Genomic DNA, 16033 nt, shown 5'->3' on the forward strand with positions numbered 1-16033 from the left:
TCGGCGAAAGGCCTTAACAAGCGGTATGGGGCTCCCTAACAGCCTCTAAGGTCAGCCAACCTTGCCATAACCCGCGAACTTCGCGCTTACTCGCGCCATCTCCGCCTCGTCGAGAATCACCGGCTCCAGCCCCGCCGCCAGAATGTCGAGATATTGCCCGGCGAGGTTCTCGACCTCCGCCACGATCTGATGCGCGCCCGCAAGCGACCCGCCCAGCGCGATGACGCCATGATTGGCGAGCAGGACCGCCTTGCGACCCTCCAGAGCCCTGACCGCGTTCTCCGCCAGCTCCGGCGTGCCGAAGGTGGCGTAAGGCGCGCAGCGGACATCCGCCCCACCGCAAAGCGCGATCATGTAGTGGAATGCCGGGATGCCGCGCCGCGTGCAGGAGAGTGCGGTCGCGCGCGGCGAATGTGTGTGCACGATCGCCTGCGCATCGGGCCGCGCCTTGTAGATCTCGACATGGAACGGCCATTCCGAAGAGGGCTTGCGCGCCCCGCCGAGAACGGCTCCCTCGAGCGAGAGATGGATCAGGTCGTCAGGCGTCGTCTGCGCATAGGGCAGACCGGACGGCGTGATCAGCAGGCCCTCCCCGAAGCGCGCCGAGACATTGCCGGATTTCGACGGGCAGAAACCGGCCTTGTCGATCGCCTGGGCGACCGCGACGACCTGCGAGCGCAGGGCTGCCTCATTCATGCTGCGGCTCCGCGCGCGAGATCGGGGAAGAGAGCGGCCAACCCCTCGACTGTGGCCGGGGCGACACCGCGCTCGGTGATCAGCGCGGTCACGAGCCGGGCCGGCGTGACGTCGAAGGCGGGATTCACCGCTGGACTGCCGGGTGCAACGACGCGGAACGAAGCGATTTCGCCATCCTCGTTCAACCCCGAAAGATGCGTGACCTCGCGCGCCGCGCGTTCCTCGATCGGAATGCTGAAACCATCGCGCAGGCTCCAGTCGATCGTCGGCGAGGGCAGCGCCACATAGAAGGGCACGCCATTGTCATGCGCGGCGAGCGCCTTGAGATAGGTGCCGATCTTGTTGGCGACGTCGCCGGTCGCAGTCGTGCGGTCGGTGCCGACAATGACCATGTCGACCTGTCCGCGCTGCATCAGATGGCCGCCGGCATTGTCGACGATCACGCTGTGGGGCACGCCATGGGCGCCGAGTTCATAGGCCGTCAGCGCCGCGCCCTGGTTGCGCGGGCGCGTCTCATCGACCCAGACATGGACGGGCAGGCCGGCATCATGAGCGCGGTAGATCGGCGCGAGCGCCGTGCCCCAATCGACGGTGGCGAGCCAGCCGGCATTGCAATGGGTCAGGATGTTGATCGGCTCACCGACAGGCTTGCGCGACGCGATCTCGCGGATCAGCGGCAAACCATGGTCGCCGATCGACCGGCAGAGCGCGACGTCCTCGTCGCAGAGCAGCGCGGCCTCGGTGTACGCAGCCTGGGCACGCACTCTGGGCTTCAGGCCCACGAGCCGAACGCGCATGCGGTTCAAGGCCCAGTGCAGATTGACGGCGGTTGGTCGCGTTGCACCCAGCAGCGCCAGCGCAGCGTCCAATGCGGCATCGGACGGATCGCTCCGCATCGCCAGCGCCACGCCATAGGCTGCCGTCGCGCCGATCAGTGGCGCACCGCGCACGATCATCGTGCGGATCGCGTCGGCCGCCTGCTCGACGGAGCCCAGCGTCACGGTCTCGAAGCGGAACGGCAGCCTGGTCTGGTCGATGACACAGACACGCCAGCCATCCTGTGCGAGCCAGATCGTGCGGTAGGGCTGGCCGTGGATCTTCATGGGCTCAATGTCCGGAGAAGGAGACCAGCGTGCGCACCGGCACGCCGAGCCGCCTGACCTTGTCGGCGCCGCCCAGATCCGGAAGATCGACGATGAAGCAGGCGGCCACGACCTCGGCACCCAGGCTGGAGAGCAGGCTGACTGCGCCCTCCGCCGTGCCCCCGGTCGCGATCAGATCGTCGACCAGCAGTACGCGTTCGCCACGCTTGACCGCATCCTTGTGCACTTCGATCTCGTCGGTGCCGTATTCGAGCTGATAGGTCACGCTGACCGTCTCGTGCGGCAGCTTGCCCTTCTTGCGCACGGGGATGAAGCCGGCTGAAAGCTGGTGCGCGACCGCGCCGCCGAGAATGAAGCCGCGCGCCTCGATGCCGGCGATCTTGGCGATCTTCAACCCGGCGAAAGGCTGGACCAGCTCGTCCACGGCGCGACGAAAAGCGCGCGCATCGCCCAGGAGCGTGGTGATGTCGCGGAAGATGATACCGGGCCTGGGGTAGTCCGGAATCGCGCGGATCGTGTCGGCGAGGTTCATGAAAGACCGTCTCGAACGGAATGGCAGCGCCGCCTTGGTCGGGCCTTGAAGGCCCGACGTCAAGAGCGCGCCGCTTAGCCGGCCTTGAGCACCCGCCCGGCAACCGCATCAAGCCTCGCCAGCAAGGCCGGGTCGCGGTAGTCCGGCGCGGTGATGATGGCGTGTTCGAGGGCATTGTGCGAACCCGCCGGACAGGGCTCGCGCTCAGCCGGAAAGTCCAACGCCAGGCGCGCCACCAGCCGGCGCGCCTTCTCGGCGTTGCCGTGCAGCACTGCAACCACCGAGGCGACGTCGACGATGGAATGCTCGGGATGCCAGCAGTCGAAATCCGTCACCATTGCTACCGTCGCATAGGTGATCTCGGCCTCGCGGGCGAGCTTGGCCTCGGGCATCGCGGTCATGCCGATCAGATCATAGCCGAGGCCTTTATAGGTCAGGGATTCGGCATAGGTCGAAAATTGCGGGCCTTCCATCGTCACCAGCGTGCCACCGCGCACGAAGGCGAGATCCTCGGCTGTGGCGGCTTCGGCGATACGCGCCTGCAGCACCGGGCCGACCGGATGCGAGAAGGAGACATGGGCAACGCAGCCCGTGCCGAAGAAGGAGCTCTCGCGCCGCGACGTGCGGTCGACGAACTGGTCGACCAGGACGAACAAGCCGGGATAAAGCTCCGACTTGTAGGAGCCGCAGGCGGAGAGCGAGACGAGGTCAGTGACGCCGGCGCGCTTCAGCACGTCGATATTGGCGCGGTAGTTGATCTCCGAGGGCGGGATCGCGTGGCCACGGCCATGGCGCGGCAGGAAGACGATCTTGGTTTTGCCGATGCGGCCGATCCGCAGGGCGTCGGAAGGCTCGCCCCAGGGGCTTTCAATGCGCTCCTCGCGCAGATCGGTCAGGCCCGGCAGATCGTAGATGCCCGATCCGCCGATGATTCCCAGAACGGCTTCGCTCATGCGTGCTTCCTTGATGTCAGACAGGACGGCCCCAATGTGCAGGACAAATCAGCTTTGTATGACGGTTGTGACCACAACCGGGCAGTTGACGCGATAAGCCCCAACCGCATCGGCTTGTCCCGAAACCCGGCCCCGCCTTTCGGGGCGATGCTCCAGAATGAAAAAGGCCCCGTTACCGGGGCCTTCCTGATTGTCGCGAACCGCTCAGTGAAGCGGCGAACCGTCGGGCATGCGGGCCCAGACCTTCTTCTTGGTGTAGTAGAGCAGCCCCGCCAGGATCACCATGAGACTGATCCAGAACAGGCCGATGCGCTTGCGCTCCTCAAGGTGAGGCTCGGCCATCCAGACCATGAAGGTCGCAATGTCCTTGGCATACTGATCGACCGTCTCAGGCACCGGCGACTTGCCGTCGGCCCCCTTGGGATATTCGACCTGCCCATCAGAGATCGGCTTGGGCATCGCGATCAGATGGCCAGGCATATACTCGTTGTAGTTCTGGCCAGGCAGGAGCGGCGGAAAGCCCTGCGGCGCATCCTTGTAGCCGGTCAGGAGCGCGTGGATATAGTCCGGCCCCTGCTCCTGATACTGGGTGAAGATGTCGAAGATGAAACGCGGGAAGCCACGCTCATAGGTGCGCGCCTTGGCGAGAACCGAGAAGTCCAGCGGATAAGCACCGCCATTGGCCGCGCGAGCCGCCTGCTCATTCGGAAACGGCGATGGGAAGGCGTCCGCAGCCCGGCCCGGCCGGTCGAACATCTCGCCCTGCTCATTGGGGCCGTCCTTGACCTGGAAGGTCGCCGCCAGCGCCGTGACCTGGCTCCGGGAGAACTCAGGCCCACCGGGCTGCGCCAGATTGCGGAAGCGGACCAGCGTTGCCGAGTGGCAGTTGGAGCAGACTTCCTTATAGACCTTGTAGCCGCGCTGCAGCTGGGCGCGGTCGAACTTGCCGAAGGCCCCGTAGAAGGACCAGCTCTGCGCCGGCGGCTCGACGCGCCCTTCGGCGGCAAGCGCCGACGGGACCGTCAGGGAAAGCGTGAGGCCTGCAGCGAGGCCGGCGAGAGCCAGGCGAAACGAAGTGGTCGTCATGGTTTCGTCAGCCCTTGGCGTTCGGTTCTGAAGCGGTGGCGGTGGCCAGGCGCGCTCCCGAGCCACCCTTCAGCGTGTCCAGCACGGAGTCGGCGATCGAGTTGGGCAGCGCCTGGGGCCGCTCGAACAAGCCGATGATGAACAGGGCGACGAAGAAGCCGAAATACAGCACCGTGAAGATCTGCGAAGCGGTGACATAGCCGCCCTCGGCCGGCATGGCGCCGAGATAGCCGAGACCGATGCAGACAGCCACGAAGGCCCAGAAGAGCTGGCGCGCGATCGGCCGATAGGACATCGAGCGAACCTTGGAGGTGTCGATCCAGGGCAGGAAGGCGAGCACTACGATGGCCGAGCCCATGGCGACGACGCCGCCAAGCTTGTCGGGGATGGCGCGCAGGATCGCGTAGAACGGCAGGAAGTACCATTCAGGCACGATATGCGACGGCGTCACCGCCGGGTTGGCCGGAATGTAGTTATCGGCATGACCCATGAAGTTCGGCTGGTAGAAGACGAACCAGGAAAACACGATGGTGAAAACCACCATCGCGAAGACGTCCTTGATCGTCGCATAGGGCGTGAACGGCACGGTGTCCTTGGCGACGTTCTTCACCTCGACGCCGGTCGGGTTGTTCTGCCCTACGACATGCAGCGCCCAGATGTGCAGGATCACCACGCCGAAGATCATGAACGGCAGCAGGTAGTGCAGCGAGAAGAAGCGGTTCAGCGTCGGATTGTCGACCGAATAACCGCCCCAGAGGAAGGTCACGATCGTTTCGCCGATGACCGGCAACGCCGAGAACAGGTTGGTGATGACGGTCGCGCCCCAGAACGACATCTGGCCCCAAGGCAGGACGTAACCCATGAAGGCGGTCGCCATCATCAGCAGGAAGATGACCACGCCGAGGATCCAGAGCACCTCGCGGGGCGCCTTGTAGGAGCCGTAATAGAGCCCGCGGAAGATGTGGACATAGACCGCGACGAAGAACATCGAGGCGCCGTTGGCGTGCAGATAGCGCATCAGCCAGCCATAGTTCACATCACGCATGATGTGCTCGACGGAGTTGAAAGCCAGCGTCGACTGCGGCGTGTAGTGCATCGCCAGGATGATGCCGGTGACGATCTGCGCCACCAACATGAAGGTCAGGATGCCACCGAAGGTCCAGAAATAGTTCAGGTTCCGCGGCGTCGGATAAGACACGGCCGAATCATGCATCAGCCGCACGATCGGCAGGCGCGCATCCAGCCAGCGTTCGATGCCCGACTTCGGAACGTAGGAGCTATGACCACTCATGAGGAATGCCTCGGGGCTGTGTCGTCTTGGCGAAGGCGCGTCGGGCAGGGAAGGCCCGCAAGGAAACCAGAGGAAGCCGGCATGGTTCAGCCGATCCTGATCTTGGTGTCGGCGCTGAACGCATAGGGCGGCACCGGCAGGTTGAGCGGCGCGGGGCCTTTGCGGATGCGGCCGGAGGAATCGTAATGCGAACCATGGCAGGGGCAGAACCAGCCATCGAAATCGCCCTTCGGGTCGCCAGGCGAGTTGCCCAGCGGCACGCAGCCGAGATGGGTGCAGTTGCCATAGACGATGAGGAAGGGCTCGTGGCCCGGCTTGGTGCGCTGCTGGTCCGTCTGCGGGTCGCGCAAGATCGAGATATCGACCGCCAGCGCCTCGTCGATTTCCTTCTTGGTGCGGTGCCGCACGAAGATCAGCTTGCCGCGCCAGAACAGCTTGATCGCCTGCCCTTCGGCGATCGGGGCGAGATCGACATCCATCGGAGCGCCGGCGGCGATCGTCTGCGCGTCGGGGGCAAGCTGGCTCACCAGCGGCACGACGACGGCGCCCAGGCCTACGGCGCCGGCGGCGCCGGTCGCTAGAATGAGGAAGTCGCGGCGAGTGGTTTCGGTCGATGTCGTATCGGTCGCGTGCGCCACGATCCAATCCTCTGCAAGTCGCTCTGGCCCGGCAATTCGTCCAAGTCTGGAATGACTCGAATTTTTCGCCTGAATCCGGTCTTACGGGCGTGTCGTTACCACCGCAATGCGACGGCACGTCACTGTCGCGCTCTTTGGCACGCAGTTTGGACGAAGTCTACTGTTGCGGTGCGCTCGCCCCACCCTCTTGCGACGCGAGGCTTGTGGCAACGCCGCAGAGATTCAAACCGAAACCATTTCAGGGTCGGCGGCAGCCAGGAATCCACCCGATTGCCGCGACCAGAGCCGGGCATAGAGCCCGCCCCGCGCCACCAGCTCGGCATGGCTGCCGGAATCGACGATCCGGCCCTGGTCGAGCACGATCAGACGATCGAGTGCGGCGATGGTGGAGAGCCGGTGCGCGATCGCGATCACCGTCTTGCCCTGCATCAGGCTGGTCAATTGTTCCTGGATCGTCGCCTCGACCTCCGAATCGAGCGCCGAGGTCGCCTCGTCCAGGATTAGGATCGGCGCATCCTTGAGCAGCACGCGGGCGATCGCGATGCGCTGGCGCTGCCCGCCCGAGAGCTTGACGCCGCGCTCGCCGACGCGCGATTCAAAGCCCTGGCGACCATCCTGATCGCTGAGGCCCTGCACGAAGTCATGGGCCGAGGCACGCTCGGCCGCCGCGGCGATCTCGCCTTCCGTCGCGCCGATGCGGCCATAGGCGATGTTGTCGCCGATCGAGCGGTGCAGCAATGAATTGTCCTGCGTCACCATGCCGATCTGCGCGCGCAAGGAGTCCTGGGTCACCAACGCGATATCCTGGCCGTCGATCAGAACGCGCCCGCCGGCGACCGGATAGAGCCTGAGCAGCAGGTTCACCAGCGTCGACTTCCCGGCACCGGAAGGCCCCACGAGACCGATGCGCTCGCCGGGCTTTATGTCGAGCGTCAGATCTTCGAAGAGCCCGCCCTGACGGCCATAGTTGAAGCGTACATGATCGAAGCGGATACCGCCTTTGTCCACGACGAGCGGCACGGCGTCGGGCGCGTCGGTCAGGTCGTGGGGTTTGGCGATCGTTTCCATGCTTTCCTGCACGGAGCCGATATTCTCGAAGACGCCGCGCACGAGATGGATCAGCCAGCCCGACATCTGCACCAGCCGCAGCACGAGGCCGATCGCCGCGGCAACCGCGCCCGGTGTCATCTCGCCGTGACTCCAGAGCCAGAGGCTCAGACCGGCCGTCACCACGACGAGCAAGCTGTTCATCGTCTGCAGGATGACGCTGACGCCGGTGATCAGGCGCGAGAGATGCAGGAAGGAGGCGTTCCAGCGCGTCAGCGAATCGCGCACCGAAGAGCGCTCGGCATCGGCGCGCGCGAACAGCTTGACAGTGAGGATATTGGTGTAGGCGTCGACGATGCGCCCCGTCGTCGAGGAGCGGCCGAGCGAATTGGCCTCCGAACGCTTCTTCGCGCGCGGCACGAAATAGATCAGCAACGCAACATAGGCCCCGAGCCAGGCGACCACCGGCAAGGCGAGCCAGGCGCTGGTCTTGCCAAAGAAGCCGAGAGCCACCGTGACGAAGATCAACGCGTACCAGAGGTCGTCGATGACCTCGATCGTCGCGCCGCGGATCGACTGCCCGGCCTGGATGACGCGCGCCGAGAGGCGCCCGGCGAAATCATTCTGGAAATAGGAGAGCGCGTGGCCAAGCGTATAGACATGGTTGCGCCAGCGGATCTGGTTGGTGATCTGCGGTACCACGACCTGGTCGACGATGGCGTGGTTGGCGAAATAGACGATTGGCCGGACGACGACGAGCAGGAAGGCCGCGCCGGCCAGAAGCCAGCCATGGTCGCTCCAGATCGTCTGCGGCGACTGCGTTGCCAGAAGATCGACGAACCAGCCGACCATCAGATACATCAGCGCCTCGATGCCGCTGAAGGCCAGCCCGGTCAGCATGATCAGGGCCATCCAGCCCTTCACGCCCTTGATGTGGTGCCACATGAAGGGCCACACGCCACGCGGCGGCGTCTCGCGCTCGTCGAAAGGCGCGAACACATCGATGCGGGTTTCGAGATAGCGGAACAGAGCGGCAAACATAATCGTCTGATTAATCCCGTATATCTTTGAAATTAAGGCATAAACCGTTCTGGGAAAATACTCGCCCCGGCCACACCGGGATGAGACGGTCGATTATGAGCTGAAGCAAACGGCCAATCACGTCAGGAGCCGCCACTCGGCACCCGCGCCCGCAATGTGTTGTTCGGCAAAGGGCAATACAACTCCCCGCCGCGCCGCAAGCGCGGCCGGATCGTTGCTGGGCACGGACAGCGCCCGCCCCGGTCTGAACGGAATGAGCGTCTCGACATGCACGGCCATCAGCCATGCCCGTCGCCAATGCGCGCTAATGCAGGCTGGTTCAGGACGAAAATACGCCGTCATCCCGAGCGCCCGAAGGGAGGCCTGGGACGGCAGCGTGCTTTCGGCGGAGCGATAAAAGAACCCGCTCTACTGCGGTGCCTGCCCGGGCTCGGGCACGTCATACCCCTCGGACGCGTAGGCGCTGAGCCTGTTGCGCAGGGTTCTTATCGATATGCAGAGCATGTTGGCTGCATGCGTGCGGTTGCCGCCGGTTTCCCTCAGCGTGGCCAGAATCAGCTCACGTTCAACATCGGCAACCGGACGCCCGACGAGATGGTCCGCGGCGTGCGGATCGGAGTTGAAATCGTGCATCGCATTGTCCTTCGAGAGCCCCCAGCTCCAACTCGGGAAAGTCGGATGAGGCCGAGAAAACGGTTAATGCTTAGTTAAACCGGGGGTGCGCGGCCCTGGGCCGGCGCTTTGCGCCGGGCACCTGGCTCCCGCGTCAAGCCCGTCTCCTTGGCGAATCGCCCTGCGCCTCCTTGACGCTCGTCAGGCTGCCAGCCCATGACGGCAGCCATGTTGCGCCTCGCCCTCTATCAGCCCGACATCCCGCAGAATGCCGGTACGATGATCCGGCTTTGCGCCTGTCTCGGCGTTACGGTCGACATCGTCGAGCCTGCGGCCTTCGACGTCTCCGATCGGCATTTCCGGCGCTCAGGCATGGATTATCTCGAACGGGCCGCGATCGCACGCCATGTTTCCTTCACGGCCTTCGACGCCTGGCGGCGCGCGGCCAGCCATCGCCTGATCCTGGCCGAGACCGATGGCGCGATCACACACACAGCCTTCGCCTTCCAGCCGGGCGACATCGTCATGGTCGGGCGGGAATCCGCCGGCGTCCTGCCGGAGGTCTACGCGGCGGCCGATGCGAGCGTGCATGTGCCGATGCGCTCCGGCCTGCGCTCGCTCAACGTCGCGGTTGCGGCCGCCATCGTTCTGGGCGAAGCCTTGCGGCAGGTCGGTGGCTATCCAGCCGCCCGCGAGGACGGATGATGACTGAGGCTACGGCGGCGGAAGATCACGCGAAACAAACCCAGATGGCGCTTGCAGAGGCAATGAAGCCGCGCGCCGCCGCCTGGTTCGCCAGCCTGCGCGACCGCATCTGCGCCGCCTTCGAGGCCATAGAGGACGAGGCGGCTGGTCCTTTCCCACCCGAAACCTCGACCCCGGGACGCTTCGTACGCACGCCCTGGCAGCGCAAGAACCATGACGGCGCCGAGGGCGGCGGCGGCGTCATGTCGGTGATGCAGGGGCGCGTCTTCGAGAAGGTCGGCGTCCATGTCTCGACCGTCTATGGCACCTTCCAGCCTGAATTCGCCGGCCAGATCCCGGGCGCCTCCGAGGATCCGCGGTTCCATGCGACGGGTGTCTCGCTGATCGCCCATCCCTGGAATCCGCATGCGCCGACCGTGCACATGAACACGCGCTTCGTGGTGACGACGAAACCCTGGTTCGGCGGCGGCGCGGACCTCACCCCGGTCCTGATCCGGCGCCGCTCGCAGGAAGACCCGGATGCGATCGCCTTCCACGCCGCGATGCGCAGCCCTTGCGAGCGCTTCGCGCCCATCGCCGACTATCCTCGCTTCAAACAATGGTGCGACGAGTATTTCTTCCTGAAGCATCGCAATGAGCCGCGTGGCATCGGCGGCATCTTCTACGACTATGTCTGGTCGGGCGAACCGGAGGGCGATTTCGCCTTCACGCAAGCGGTCGGCGAAGCCTTTCTTGGAGCCTATCCCGCCATCCTGCGCGCCAATATGACGACACCCTGGACGGAGGAGGACCGCCACGAGCAGCAGGTCCGGCGCGGCCGCTATGTCGAGTTCAACCTGCTCTATGACCGCGGCACGATCTTCGGGTTGAAGACCGGCGGCAATGTCGACTCGATCCTCTCATCACTGCCGCCGACAGTCCGATGGCCGTGAGGTGAGCGGCGCCTGCGCGCCACAGTCCCGCCGCGTAAAAGATCACGGCGATATCGGCTGCTCTGCAATGACGCGGCTTGGCCGTTGGAATGGCCAGCGACGATCCGCGATTGCGATCATGACTGCGATACCCAGGGCAACGAAAACAAGCTCGACAGCAATCGAGGGAAGAGACTTTACCCCGAAAAAATGATGGGCGGCATATAGAGCTTCATTAGCGGCAGTCGAAACGATCGCGCCGAATACAAAGACCGGCAACGATCTACGCCCTAGCCTGCACAGAACATTTCGCGGGTCAGCTCGGCGTAGCAGGCGTATCAGTGGCGCATCCGGGCAAGAAATAAGCAGATAAGCCAATGCCAGGACATGCAGCAGCCGCAAAGGCGACTGGTAGGTCTTGCTTCCACCCAACCAGAAATGATCATCCCGCGCGATCAGCCAGTCCATTCCTGCCGGCCAGCGCGGAGCGATCAACGCTATGAAGATCACGTAACCGAGCACATAAGCGAGCGCTAAGCCCTTGAGGAGGCGCGATTGCGGCACTCGAACGCCCTGCTTGATTGCAGCCCCCAGCGCAACCCCGCACGCAAAGGTCAGCGTCCAGGGAAGAACGGTCATCACGAATGGTTCATCGATGGAATCATTGGGTAAAACCAAACCAAAATGGCCAACCACGACCCAGATAAAAGCAGCCGGTAGAAGCGAGTACCACCACATCTTAGCTGATAAACCCACTAGAATCGGGCCAAAAAGCATTAAATATGCATAAAGCGCAAGTATAGCTGAATATCCAATTTTGTTCTGAAAATTAAACATCGATAAAATAGAAGATACACCGCCGTTGCCATAAACGGCATCGACAGCACCTCTATTAAGAACATTGAGATCGCCATTCAGAAAATCAACGAACAATACTAACGCGACTGTCGTAATCACCACGACGGTGCTGAAATAATACAATTTCGTAAATCTAAGTAAAAACATCAAGATCATAGATCTTAATTGCATTCTACCATAAAAAATATATGTAGAAATACCGGAAATTAAAACAAAAATTTCAGACGAATCCGAAAGTCCGACCTTGGAAAACGATAATTCTTTAAAGAATCCGAGAGTGATGTGATTGACGAAAATATTGAGAAGACAAAACCCTCGAACCGCATCAATGGAATGAATCCGACCCGTCATTAGCCTGCAACCATCCTGGCGAAGCGATATCCCCGCCCCTTACCGGAGGTTGTATAATAATCGACGAAGTCGCAAATGGGGGACAGATAAAATCTGGAGTTGCGAACTCATAAACTGCCATTGCTTCAATTTATGATTGCAGATTGGTAAAATCAGCGCCCCATTGCGGCGCCATCGAGCATCTCGACAGCCGCCTCGACGAAAGCCGCCTGCTCCTCCTGCCCAGCCGGGCACCCCGCACCGATCCAGGCGCTCCGCGCCGCCTCCAGAACACGCCCGACCTTCGGCCCGGCAGCGACGCCGCACGCCAGCACATCGCGGCCGCTCGGCAGGAAAGACGGTGTCCGGCCGAGATCGCCGATCAGCGCCCGCGCTTCGATCTGCCGCGGCTCGCCAGCACTAGCCGTAAGAAGAACGAGCCCAGCGGCCGCCGCATCAGCCCCCGTCCGCTGCGCCAAGTGACGCAAGCTTGCGATCGTCGGCGAAGCAACATGCCCCGATAGCGCCTCGAGCGCAGCCGCGATGCGCTCGATCCTGTCGAACTCCTCATTCGAGAGGCGCAACCGCTCACGCAGCCGGAGCGCATCCTCGCCGACAGCGACAGCCAGGGCCGCCAGCCGGAAAGCGGGATAGGCCTGCGCCTCGCCTCCCACCAGTGCATTTCCCGCCGCAATTGCCGCGAAACGCGACAGATAGGGCACACCGCCGAGGAGCGGCATCAGCAGCCCCGCTCCGGCCATCGCGGTAACGGCGTCAACCGCGCCGGGCGCCACCAGCAGCTTCAACAACTCAGCCCGCACGCGCTCCCGCGACAAGCCCTCCAGCCCGGCGCGCCCCGCGATGCAGGCCGCGAGCCCCAACGGATCGGGACCCCCATGTCCATAGCGGGCATGAAACCGGAAGAAGCGCAGGATGCGTAGATAATCCTCGCGGATGCGCTCGGCCGGATCACCGATGAAGCGGATACGCCGCGCGGCGAGATCGATCAGTCCGTCGCCATAGTCGTGAAGGCCGCCATGCCGATCAAGGCCTAGCGCGTTGATGGTGAAATCGCGCCGCAGCGCATCCTCAGCAAAATCGCGCCCGAAGGCGACCTTGGCGCGGCGCCCATCGGTCTCGACATCGCGCCTGAGCGTCGTCACCTCGAAGCTTGCCCCGTCGCGAACGAGCGTCACCGTGCCATGCTCAATGCCTGTCGGAACCGCCTTATAACCTGCCGCTCGCCCAAGCCGGATCGTCTCTTGCGGCAGCGCCGTAGTGGCAAGATCGACATCGCCGACGGGCTCATCGAGCAGGAGATTCCTGACGGCCCCGCCGATGATGCGGGTCTCCTCGCCCTTCAGGTTCAGTGCCGCGAGCACGGCGGCAACGGCGGGGCGCGCCAGGAAGGCAGCGATCCGCATTGTCGCCGCATCGTTCATTTGAACCGTCCCGGTACAAGCTGGCCGTTTTCCATATGCGGCGGCTCATAGGCGCCCCGGTTGCGCGGCGCGATCCATCCGGCGACGAAGAAGGAGGCGATGCCCAGAGCGAGTCCCAGGACGGAGAGCCGGAACAGATGCGGGCTCCAATGCTCGACATCGAACGGATTGCGCCGCCTGAGCACGAGATAAGCCGCAAAGGCACAGAAAGGCAGGACGAAGAGCAGGAACTCCTCGATCAGCGAACGCAGCATCGGCGTTTCTTCCCAGTCAGGTCAGCCGGCGAGCCGTTCGTAAAGGTTGCGGATCATGCCAGCGGTTGCACCCCAGATATAGTGATCCCCGAACGGCATCGCATAGTAGGTGCGATAGCGGCCTTCCCACAGGCGTCCCTCGCGGTGATGATTGGCGGGGTCGAGCAGAAAGGCGAGCGGCGTCTCGAAGGCTTCATCGACCTCATACTGGTTGATCGTCAGCGAGAATGGCGGCTCGATCAGCGCAACCACCGGCACGATGCGATAGCCGGTGCCGGTCAGATAGGCGTCGAGAAAGCCGAGCGTCCGCACCTGCTGGCGCGGCAGGCCGATCTCCTCCTCCGCCTCGCGCAGCGCCGTGACCACCGGCGAGCCGTCGACGGCATCGACCCGCCCGCCGGGAAAGGCGATCTGCGCGGAATGGCTGCGCAACGCTGCCGCGCGCTGCGTCAGCAGCACGGTCGGCCCTTCCGGGCGAGCCACGATACCGATCAGCACCGCCGCCTGTATCGCAGTCGCCTCGTCGGGCATGGCAAACGGCTCGGACTGCAGGTCTGCGGGCTGCATCTCATGGTCGCCGCGCAGACGGCTGATCAGGTCGCCAAGCGCAGGTGGCTCGTGGCGCAGCCGTTCGAGCGCCAGCGCCGCGAACGCATCCGCTGTCAGGTTCAACGCCGTCATTCTGCCTCGCTGTCCTCGATCTCACTGGCCGGCACGGCCGGGTAGAAAGCGCCACCGGCAGCCACGCCAAACATCGGCACGCCGTCGACCTCACGCACCTCGCCGAGCGCGAGCAGGTCATAGGTCACGGCCCGCGTCACCCGCGCCCAGAGATCGCGTCTGACGTGGATATAGGGCTTGAGCCCGCCCTTGGCCGCGCGCTCGAAGCGAATCGCATGGCCGGATCCCGCGCTCACGACATCGTCGACTTGCGTCCGGAACGCCAGCGAGCGCCCCTCCCCCTCGCCGTCCACCGCCATCTCGACCGCCTGGAAAGGCGCATCCTCGACCGTGATCCCGACCTTCTCGACCGGGGTCACGAGAACGTAATCGCCATCATCCCGGCGCAGAACGGAGGAGAAAAGCTTGACCAGGGCCGGCCGTCCAATCGGCGTGCCCAGATAGAACCAGGTGCCGTCGGCAGCGATGCACATGTCGATATCGCCGCAGAAAGGCGGATTCCAGCGCTCGACCGGCGGCAGCCCACGGCCCTTGCCATCGCGCAGCGAGGTCAGCAGCCGGTCCATCGCAGAAACGGAATCTGTCATCGAAAACCCCGGCTGCGCCGTATGCGGCATATTGGTTGCATCGCCTTCTTGCCTTGAACTCCACATAATCGTGAAGCGGAGTTTATGTGCACCGCGCCATCGGGCCCCTTGAGCCGGCATGGCGACCCGTCCACACTCAACGGCTCAAGGCCTTGTGGGTTCGGGACGGGCCGGAAGCAAAGACGCCGGGACCAGAAGACGCAAGCTGCGACGACAAGGGTGAAGGAGATCGACATGGTGGCGCAAGTCCGTGCGGCGGAGAGCAACCCGCCGATCAATCTCGACACCGGCATCGTCGAAGCTGCCGAGGCCGCGCTCGGCGCCATCGGCGCGGCGCGCAAGGAAATCGGCCAGGTCATCTTCGGTCAGCAGAAGGTCGTCGATCTTTCGCTCATCACCCTGCTGGCCGGCGGCCACGGCCTGCTGGTCGGCGTGCCAGGCCTCGCCAAAACCAAGCTGGTCGAGGCGATGGGCACGGTGCTCGGCCTGAACGCCCGCCGCGTCCAGTTCACGCCGGACCTGATGCCCTCTGACATCCTCGGCTCCGAGGTGCTCGACGAGAGCCCGGAGGGTAAGCGTCATTTCCGCTTCATCAAGGGTCCGGTCTTCGCGCAATTGCTGATGGCCGACGAGATCAACCGCGCCAGCCCCCGGACCCAGTCGGCGCTGCTGCAGGCGATGCAGGAGCATCATGTCACCATCGGCGGCGAGCGTTACGACCTGCCGGCCCCCTTCCATGTGCTCGCGACCCAGAACCCGATCGAACAGGAGGGCACCTATCCCCTGCCCGAGGCCCAGCTCGACCGCTTCCTGCTCGAAATCGACGTCGCCTATCCCGACCGCGAGGCGGAGCGCCGTATCCTGCTCGAGACCACCGGCGCCACAGAGCACAAGCCCGTCCAGGCGATGACCGCCGAGACGCTGATGTCGACGCAGCGGCTGGTGCGCCGCCTGCCGGTGGGCGAGACCGTGGTCGATGCGATCCTCGACCTCGTGCGCTCGGCCAGGCCCGAGGGCGGCGACGCCGCCATCACCGACAAGCTCGCCTGGGGCCCCGGGCCTCGCGCCAGCCAGTCGCTGACGCTGGCCTGCCGCGCCAGGGCGCTGGTCGAAGGCCGCCTCGCGCCCTCGGTCGACGATGTCGCAGCGCTGGCCATTCCCGTTCTGAAGCATCGCATCGCGCTCACTTTCGCCGCGCGCGCCGATGGCGCGACCGTCGAGGGCATCATCGGCAAGCTTGTGGAACGGTTGGGATAGGAGGCGACA

Annotated in this window: 17 protein-coding genes and 1 pseudogene; 3 read left to right on the top strand and 15 right to left on the bottom strand. The window is 64.1% G+C overall.

The genetic code is table 11. The features are described from left to right. Positions 1-51: 51 nt before the first annotated feature. From BMZ97_RS07905 to BMZ97_RS07945, 10 genes and pseudogenes are all read right to left on the bottom strand, one after another. Positions 52-696 carry a class II aldolase/adducin family protein gene (locus BMZ97_RS07905; protein WP_092167303.1) on the bottom strand — a complete coding sequence of 215 codons (645 nt, stop codon included), beginning with the start codon at positions 694-696 and terminating at the stop codon, positions 52-54. After that, positions 693-1799: an S-methyl-5-thioribose-1-phosphate isomerase gene (gene mtnA / locus BMZ97_RS07910; RefSeq protein WP_092167305.1), complete on the bottom strand. Its 1107-nt coding sequence runs from the start codon at positions 1797-1799 to the stop codon at positions 693-695. The genes BMZ97_RS07905 and mtnA overlap by 4 nt, the downstream gene beginning before the upstream one ends. 4 nt (positions 1800-1803) lie before the next feature. Next, entirely contained in the window at positions 1804-2331 is a 528-nt protein-coding gene (locus BMZ97_RS07915) for an adenine phosphoribosyltransferase (protein WP_092167307.1), read from the bottom strand. A 74-nt stretch (positions 2332-2405) separates the two neighbouring features. Then, positions 2406-3284 (bottom strand): S-methyl-5'-thioadenosine phosphorylase, encoded by an 879-nt coding sequence (locus tag BMZ97_RS07920; protein ID WP_092167308.1) that lies wholly within the window; start codon positions 3282-3284, stop codon positions 2406-2408. A 204-nt stretch (positions 3285-3488) separates the two neighbouring features. Continuing rightward, a complete protein-coding gene (locus BMZ97_RS07925) occupies positions 3489-4370 on the bottom strand; it encodes a cytochrome c1 (protein WP_092167310.1) in 882 nt (293 codons plus the stop codon). Positions 4371-4377: 7 nt separating this feature from the next. Continuing rightward, the gene (locus BMZ97_RS07930) at positions 4378-5661 is read right to left on the bottom strand and encodes a cytochrome b (RefSeq protein ID WP_092167311.1); all 1284 of its coding nucleotides are present in this window, start codon (positions 5659-5661) and stop codon (positions 4378-4380) included. An 86-nt stretch (positions 5662-5747) separates the two neighbouring features. Next, positions 5748-6299 carry a ubiquinol-cytochrome c reductase iron-sulfur subunit gene (gene petA / locus BMZ97_RS07935; RefSeq protein WP_210188221.1) on the bottom strand — a complete coding sequence of 184 codons (552 nt, stop codon included), beginning with the start codon at positions 6297-6299 and terminating at the stop codon, positions 5748-5750. A 222-nt stretch (positions 6300-6521) separates the two neighbouring features. Further along, positions 6522-8387, bottom strand: coding sequence for an ABC transporter ATP-binding protein (locus tag BMZ97_RS07940; RefSeq protein WP_092167314.1), 1866 nt, complete (start codon positions 8385-8387; stop codon positions 6522-6524). Positions 8388-8504: 117 nt separating this feature from the next. Next, on the bottom strand, positions 8505-8666 hold the full coding sequence (locus BMZ97_RS31200) for a hypothetical protein (RefSeq protein ID WP_175525474.1): 162 nt from the start codon (positions 8664-8666) through the stop codon (positions 8505-8507). 129 nt (positions 8667-8795) lie between these two features. After that, positions 8796-8981: pseudogene (locus BMZ97_RS07945) on the bottom strand (helix-turn-helix domain-containing protein); the annotation flags it as partial. Positions 8982-9227: 246 nt separating this feature from the next. Here BMZ97_RS07945 and BMZ97_RS07950 point away from each other — a divergent pair. Together BMZ97_RS07950 and hemF are read left to right on the top strand one after the other, a co-directional pair. Next, on the top strand, positions 9228-9704 hold the full coding sequence (locus BMZ97_RS07950) for a tRNA (cytidine(34)-2'-O)-methyltransferase (protein WP_092167318.1): 477 nt from the start codon (positions 9228-9230) through the stop codon (positions 9702-9704). Between the two features lie 44 nt (positions 9705-9748). Next, entirely contained in the window at positions 9749-10636 is an 888-nt protein-coding gene (gene hemF, locus BMZ97_RS07955; protein WP_244546349.1) for an oxygen-dependent coproporphyrinogen oxidase, read from the top strand. Positions 10637-10678: 42 nt separating this feature from the next. Here hemF and opgC read toward each other — a convergent pair whose 3' ends face one another. The 5 genes from opgC to BMZ97_RS07980 form a co-directional block, all read right to left on the bottom strand. Next, positions 10679-11824: an OpgC domain-containing protein gene (opgC, locus tag BMZ97_RS07960; RefSeq protein ID WP_092167321.1), complete on the bottom strand. Its 1146-nt coding sequence runs from the start codon at positions 11822-11824 to the stop codon at positions 10679-10681. Between the two features lie 152 nt (positions 11825-11976). Next, a complete protein-coding gene (locus BMZ97_RS07965; RefSeq protein ID WP_092167323.1) occupies positions 11977-13245 on the bottom strand; it encodes a CCA tRNA nucleotidyltransferase in 1269 nt (422 codons plus the stop codon). Next, positions 13242-13499, bottom strand: a complete 258-nt coding sequence (locus BMZ97_RS07970; RefSeq protein WP_092167325.1) for a DUF6111 family protein — start codon at positions 13497-13499, stop codon at positions 13242-13244. Before BMZ97_RS07970 ends, BMZ97_RS07965 begins: the two co-directional genes overlap by 4 nt. Positions 13500-13520: 21 nt before the next feature. Continuing rightward, positions 13521-14180, bottom strand: coding sequence for a CoA pyrophosphatase (locus BMZ97_RS07975; RefSeq protein WP_092167326.1), 660 nt, complete (start codon positions 14178-14180; stop codon positions 13521-13523). Next, positions 14177-14767, bottom strand: a complete 591-nt coding sequence (locus BMZ97_RS07980; RefSeq protein ID WP_092168756.1) for a DUF1285 domain-containing protein — start codon at positions 14765-14767, stop codon at positions 14177-14179. The genes BMZ97_RS07975 and BMZ97_RS07980 overlap by 4 nt, the downstream gene beginning before the upstream one ends. A gap of 234 nt (positions 14768-15001) precedes the next feature. On the opposite strand from BMZ97_RS07980, the gene BMZ97_RS07985 reads away from it, so the two are divergent. Further along, on the top strand, positions 15002-16024 hold the full coding sequence (locus tag BMZ97_RS07985) for an AAA family ATPase (protein WP_092167328.1): 1023 nt from the start codon (positions 15002-15004) through the stop codon (positions 16022-16024). Positions 16025-16033: the final 9 nt, after the last annotated feature.

Origin of the sequence: Allobosea sp. OK403, from assembly GCF_900113835.1 — a bacterium.
In the GTDB taxonomy this organism is placed as follows: domain Bacteria; phylum Pseudomonadota; class Alphaproteobacteria; order Rhizobiales; family Beijerinckiaceae; genus Allobosea.

What these genes read in the sequence shown, in the direction of transcription:
- BMZ97_RS07930 (WP_092167311.1), bottom strand. Translation starts at nt 5,661, where the DNA reads ATGAGTGGTCATAGCTCCTACGTTCCGAAGTCGGGCATCGAACGCTGG.
- BMZ97_RS07950 (WP_092167318.1), top strand. Translation starts at nt 9,228, where the DNA reads ATGTTGCGCCTCGCCCTCTATCAGCCCGACATCCCGCAGAATGCCGGT.
- BMZ97_RS07920 (WP_092167308.1), bottom strand. Translation starts at nt 3,284, where the DNA reads ATGAGCGAAGCCGTTCTGGGAATCATCGGCGGATCGGGCATCTACGAT.
- BMZ97_RS07985 (WP_092167328.1), top strand. Translation starts at nt 15,002, where the DNA reads ATGGTGGCGCAAGTCCGTGCGGCGGAGAGCAACCCGCCGATCAATCTC.
- BMZ97_RS31200 (WP_175525474.1), bottom strand. Translation starts at nt 8,666, where the DNA reads ATGGCCGTGCATGTCGAGACGCTCATTCCGTTCAGACCGGGGCGGGCG.
- BMZ97_RS07915 (WP_092167307.1), bottom strand. Translation starts at nt 2,331, where the DNA reads ATGAACCTCGCCGACACGATCCGCGCGATTCCGGACTACCCCAGGCCC.
- BMZ97_RS07975 (WP_092167326.1), bottom strand. Translation starts at nt 14,180, where the DNA reads ATGACGGCGTTGAACCTGACAGCGGATGCGTTCGCGGCGCTGGCGCTC.
- opgC (WP_092167321.1), bottom strand. Translation starts at nt 11,824, where the DNA reads ATGACGGGTCGGATTCATTCCATTGATGCGGTTCGAGGGTTTTGTCTT.
- BMZ97_RS07925 (WP_092167310.1), bottom strand. Translation starts at nt 4,370, where the DNA reads ATGACGACCACTTCGTTTCGCCTGGCTCTCGCCGGCCTCGCTGCAGGC.
- mtnA (WP_092167305.1), bottom strand. Translation starts at nt 1,799, where the DNA reads ATGAAGATCCACGGCCAGCCCTACCGCACGATCTGGCTCGCACAGGAT.
- hemF (WP_244546349.1), top strand. Translation starts at nt 9,749, where the DNA reads ATGGCGCTTGCAGAGGCAATGAAGCCGCGCGCCGCCGCCTGGTTCGCC.
- BMZ97_RS07970 (WP_092167325.1), bottom strand. Translation starts at nt 13,499, where the DNA reads ATGCTGCGTTCGCTGATCGAGGAGTTCCTGCTCTTCGTCCTGCCTTTC.
- BMZ97_RS07980 (WP_092168756.1), bottom strand. Translation starts at nt 14,767, where the DNA reads ATGACAGATTCCGTTTCTGCGATGGACCGGCTGCTGACCTCGCTGCGC.
- BMZ97_RS07965 (WP_092167323.1), bottom strand. Translation starts at nt 13,245, where the DNA reads ATGAACGATGCGGCGACAATGCGGATCGCTGCCTTCCTGGCGCGCCCC.
- BMZ97_RS07905 (WP_092167303.1), bottom strand. Translation starts at nt 696, where the DNA reads ATGAATGAGGCAGCCCTGCGCTCGCAGGTCGTCGCGGTCGCCCAGGCG.
- BMZ97_RS07940 (WP_092167314.1), bottom strand. Translation starts at nt 8,387, where the DNA reads ATGTTTGCCGCTCTGTTCCGCTATCTCGAAACCCGCATCGATGTGTTC.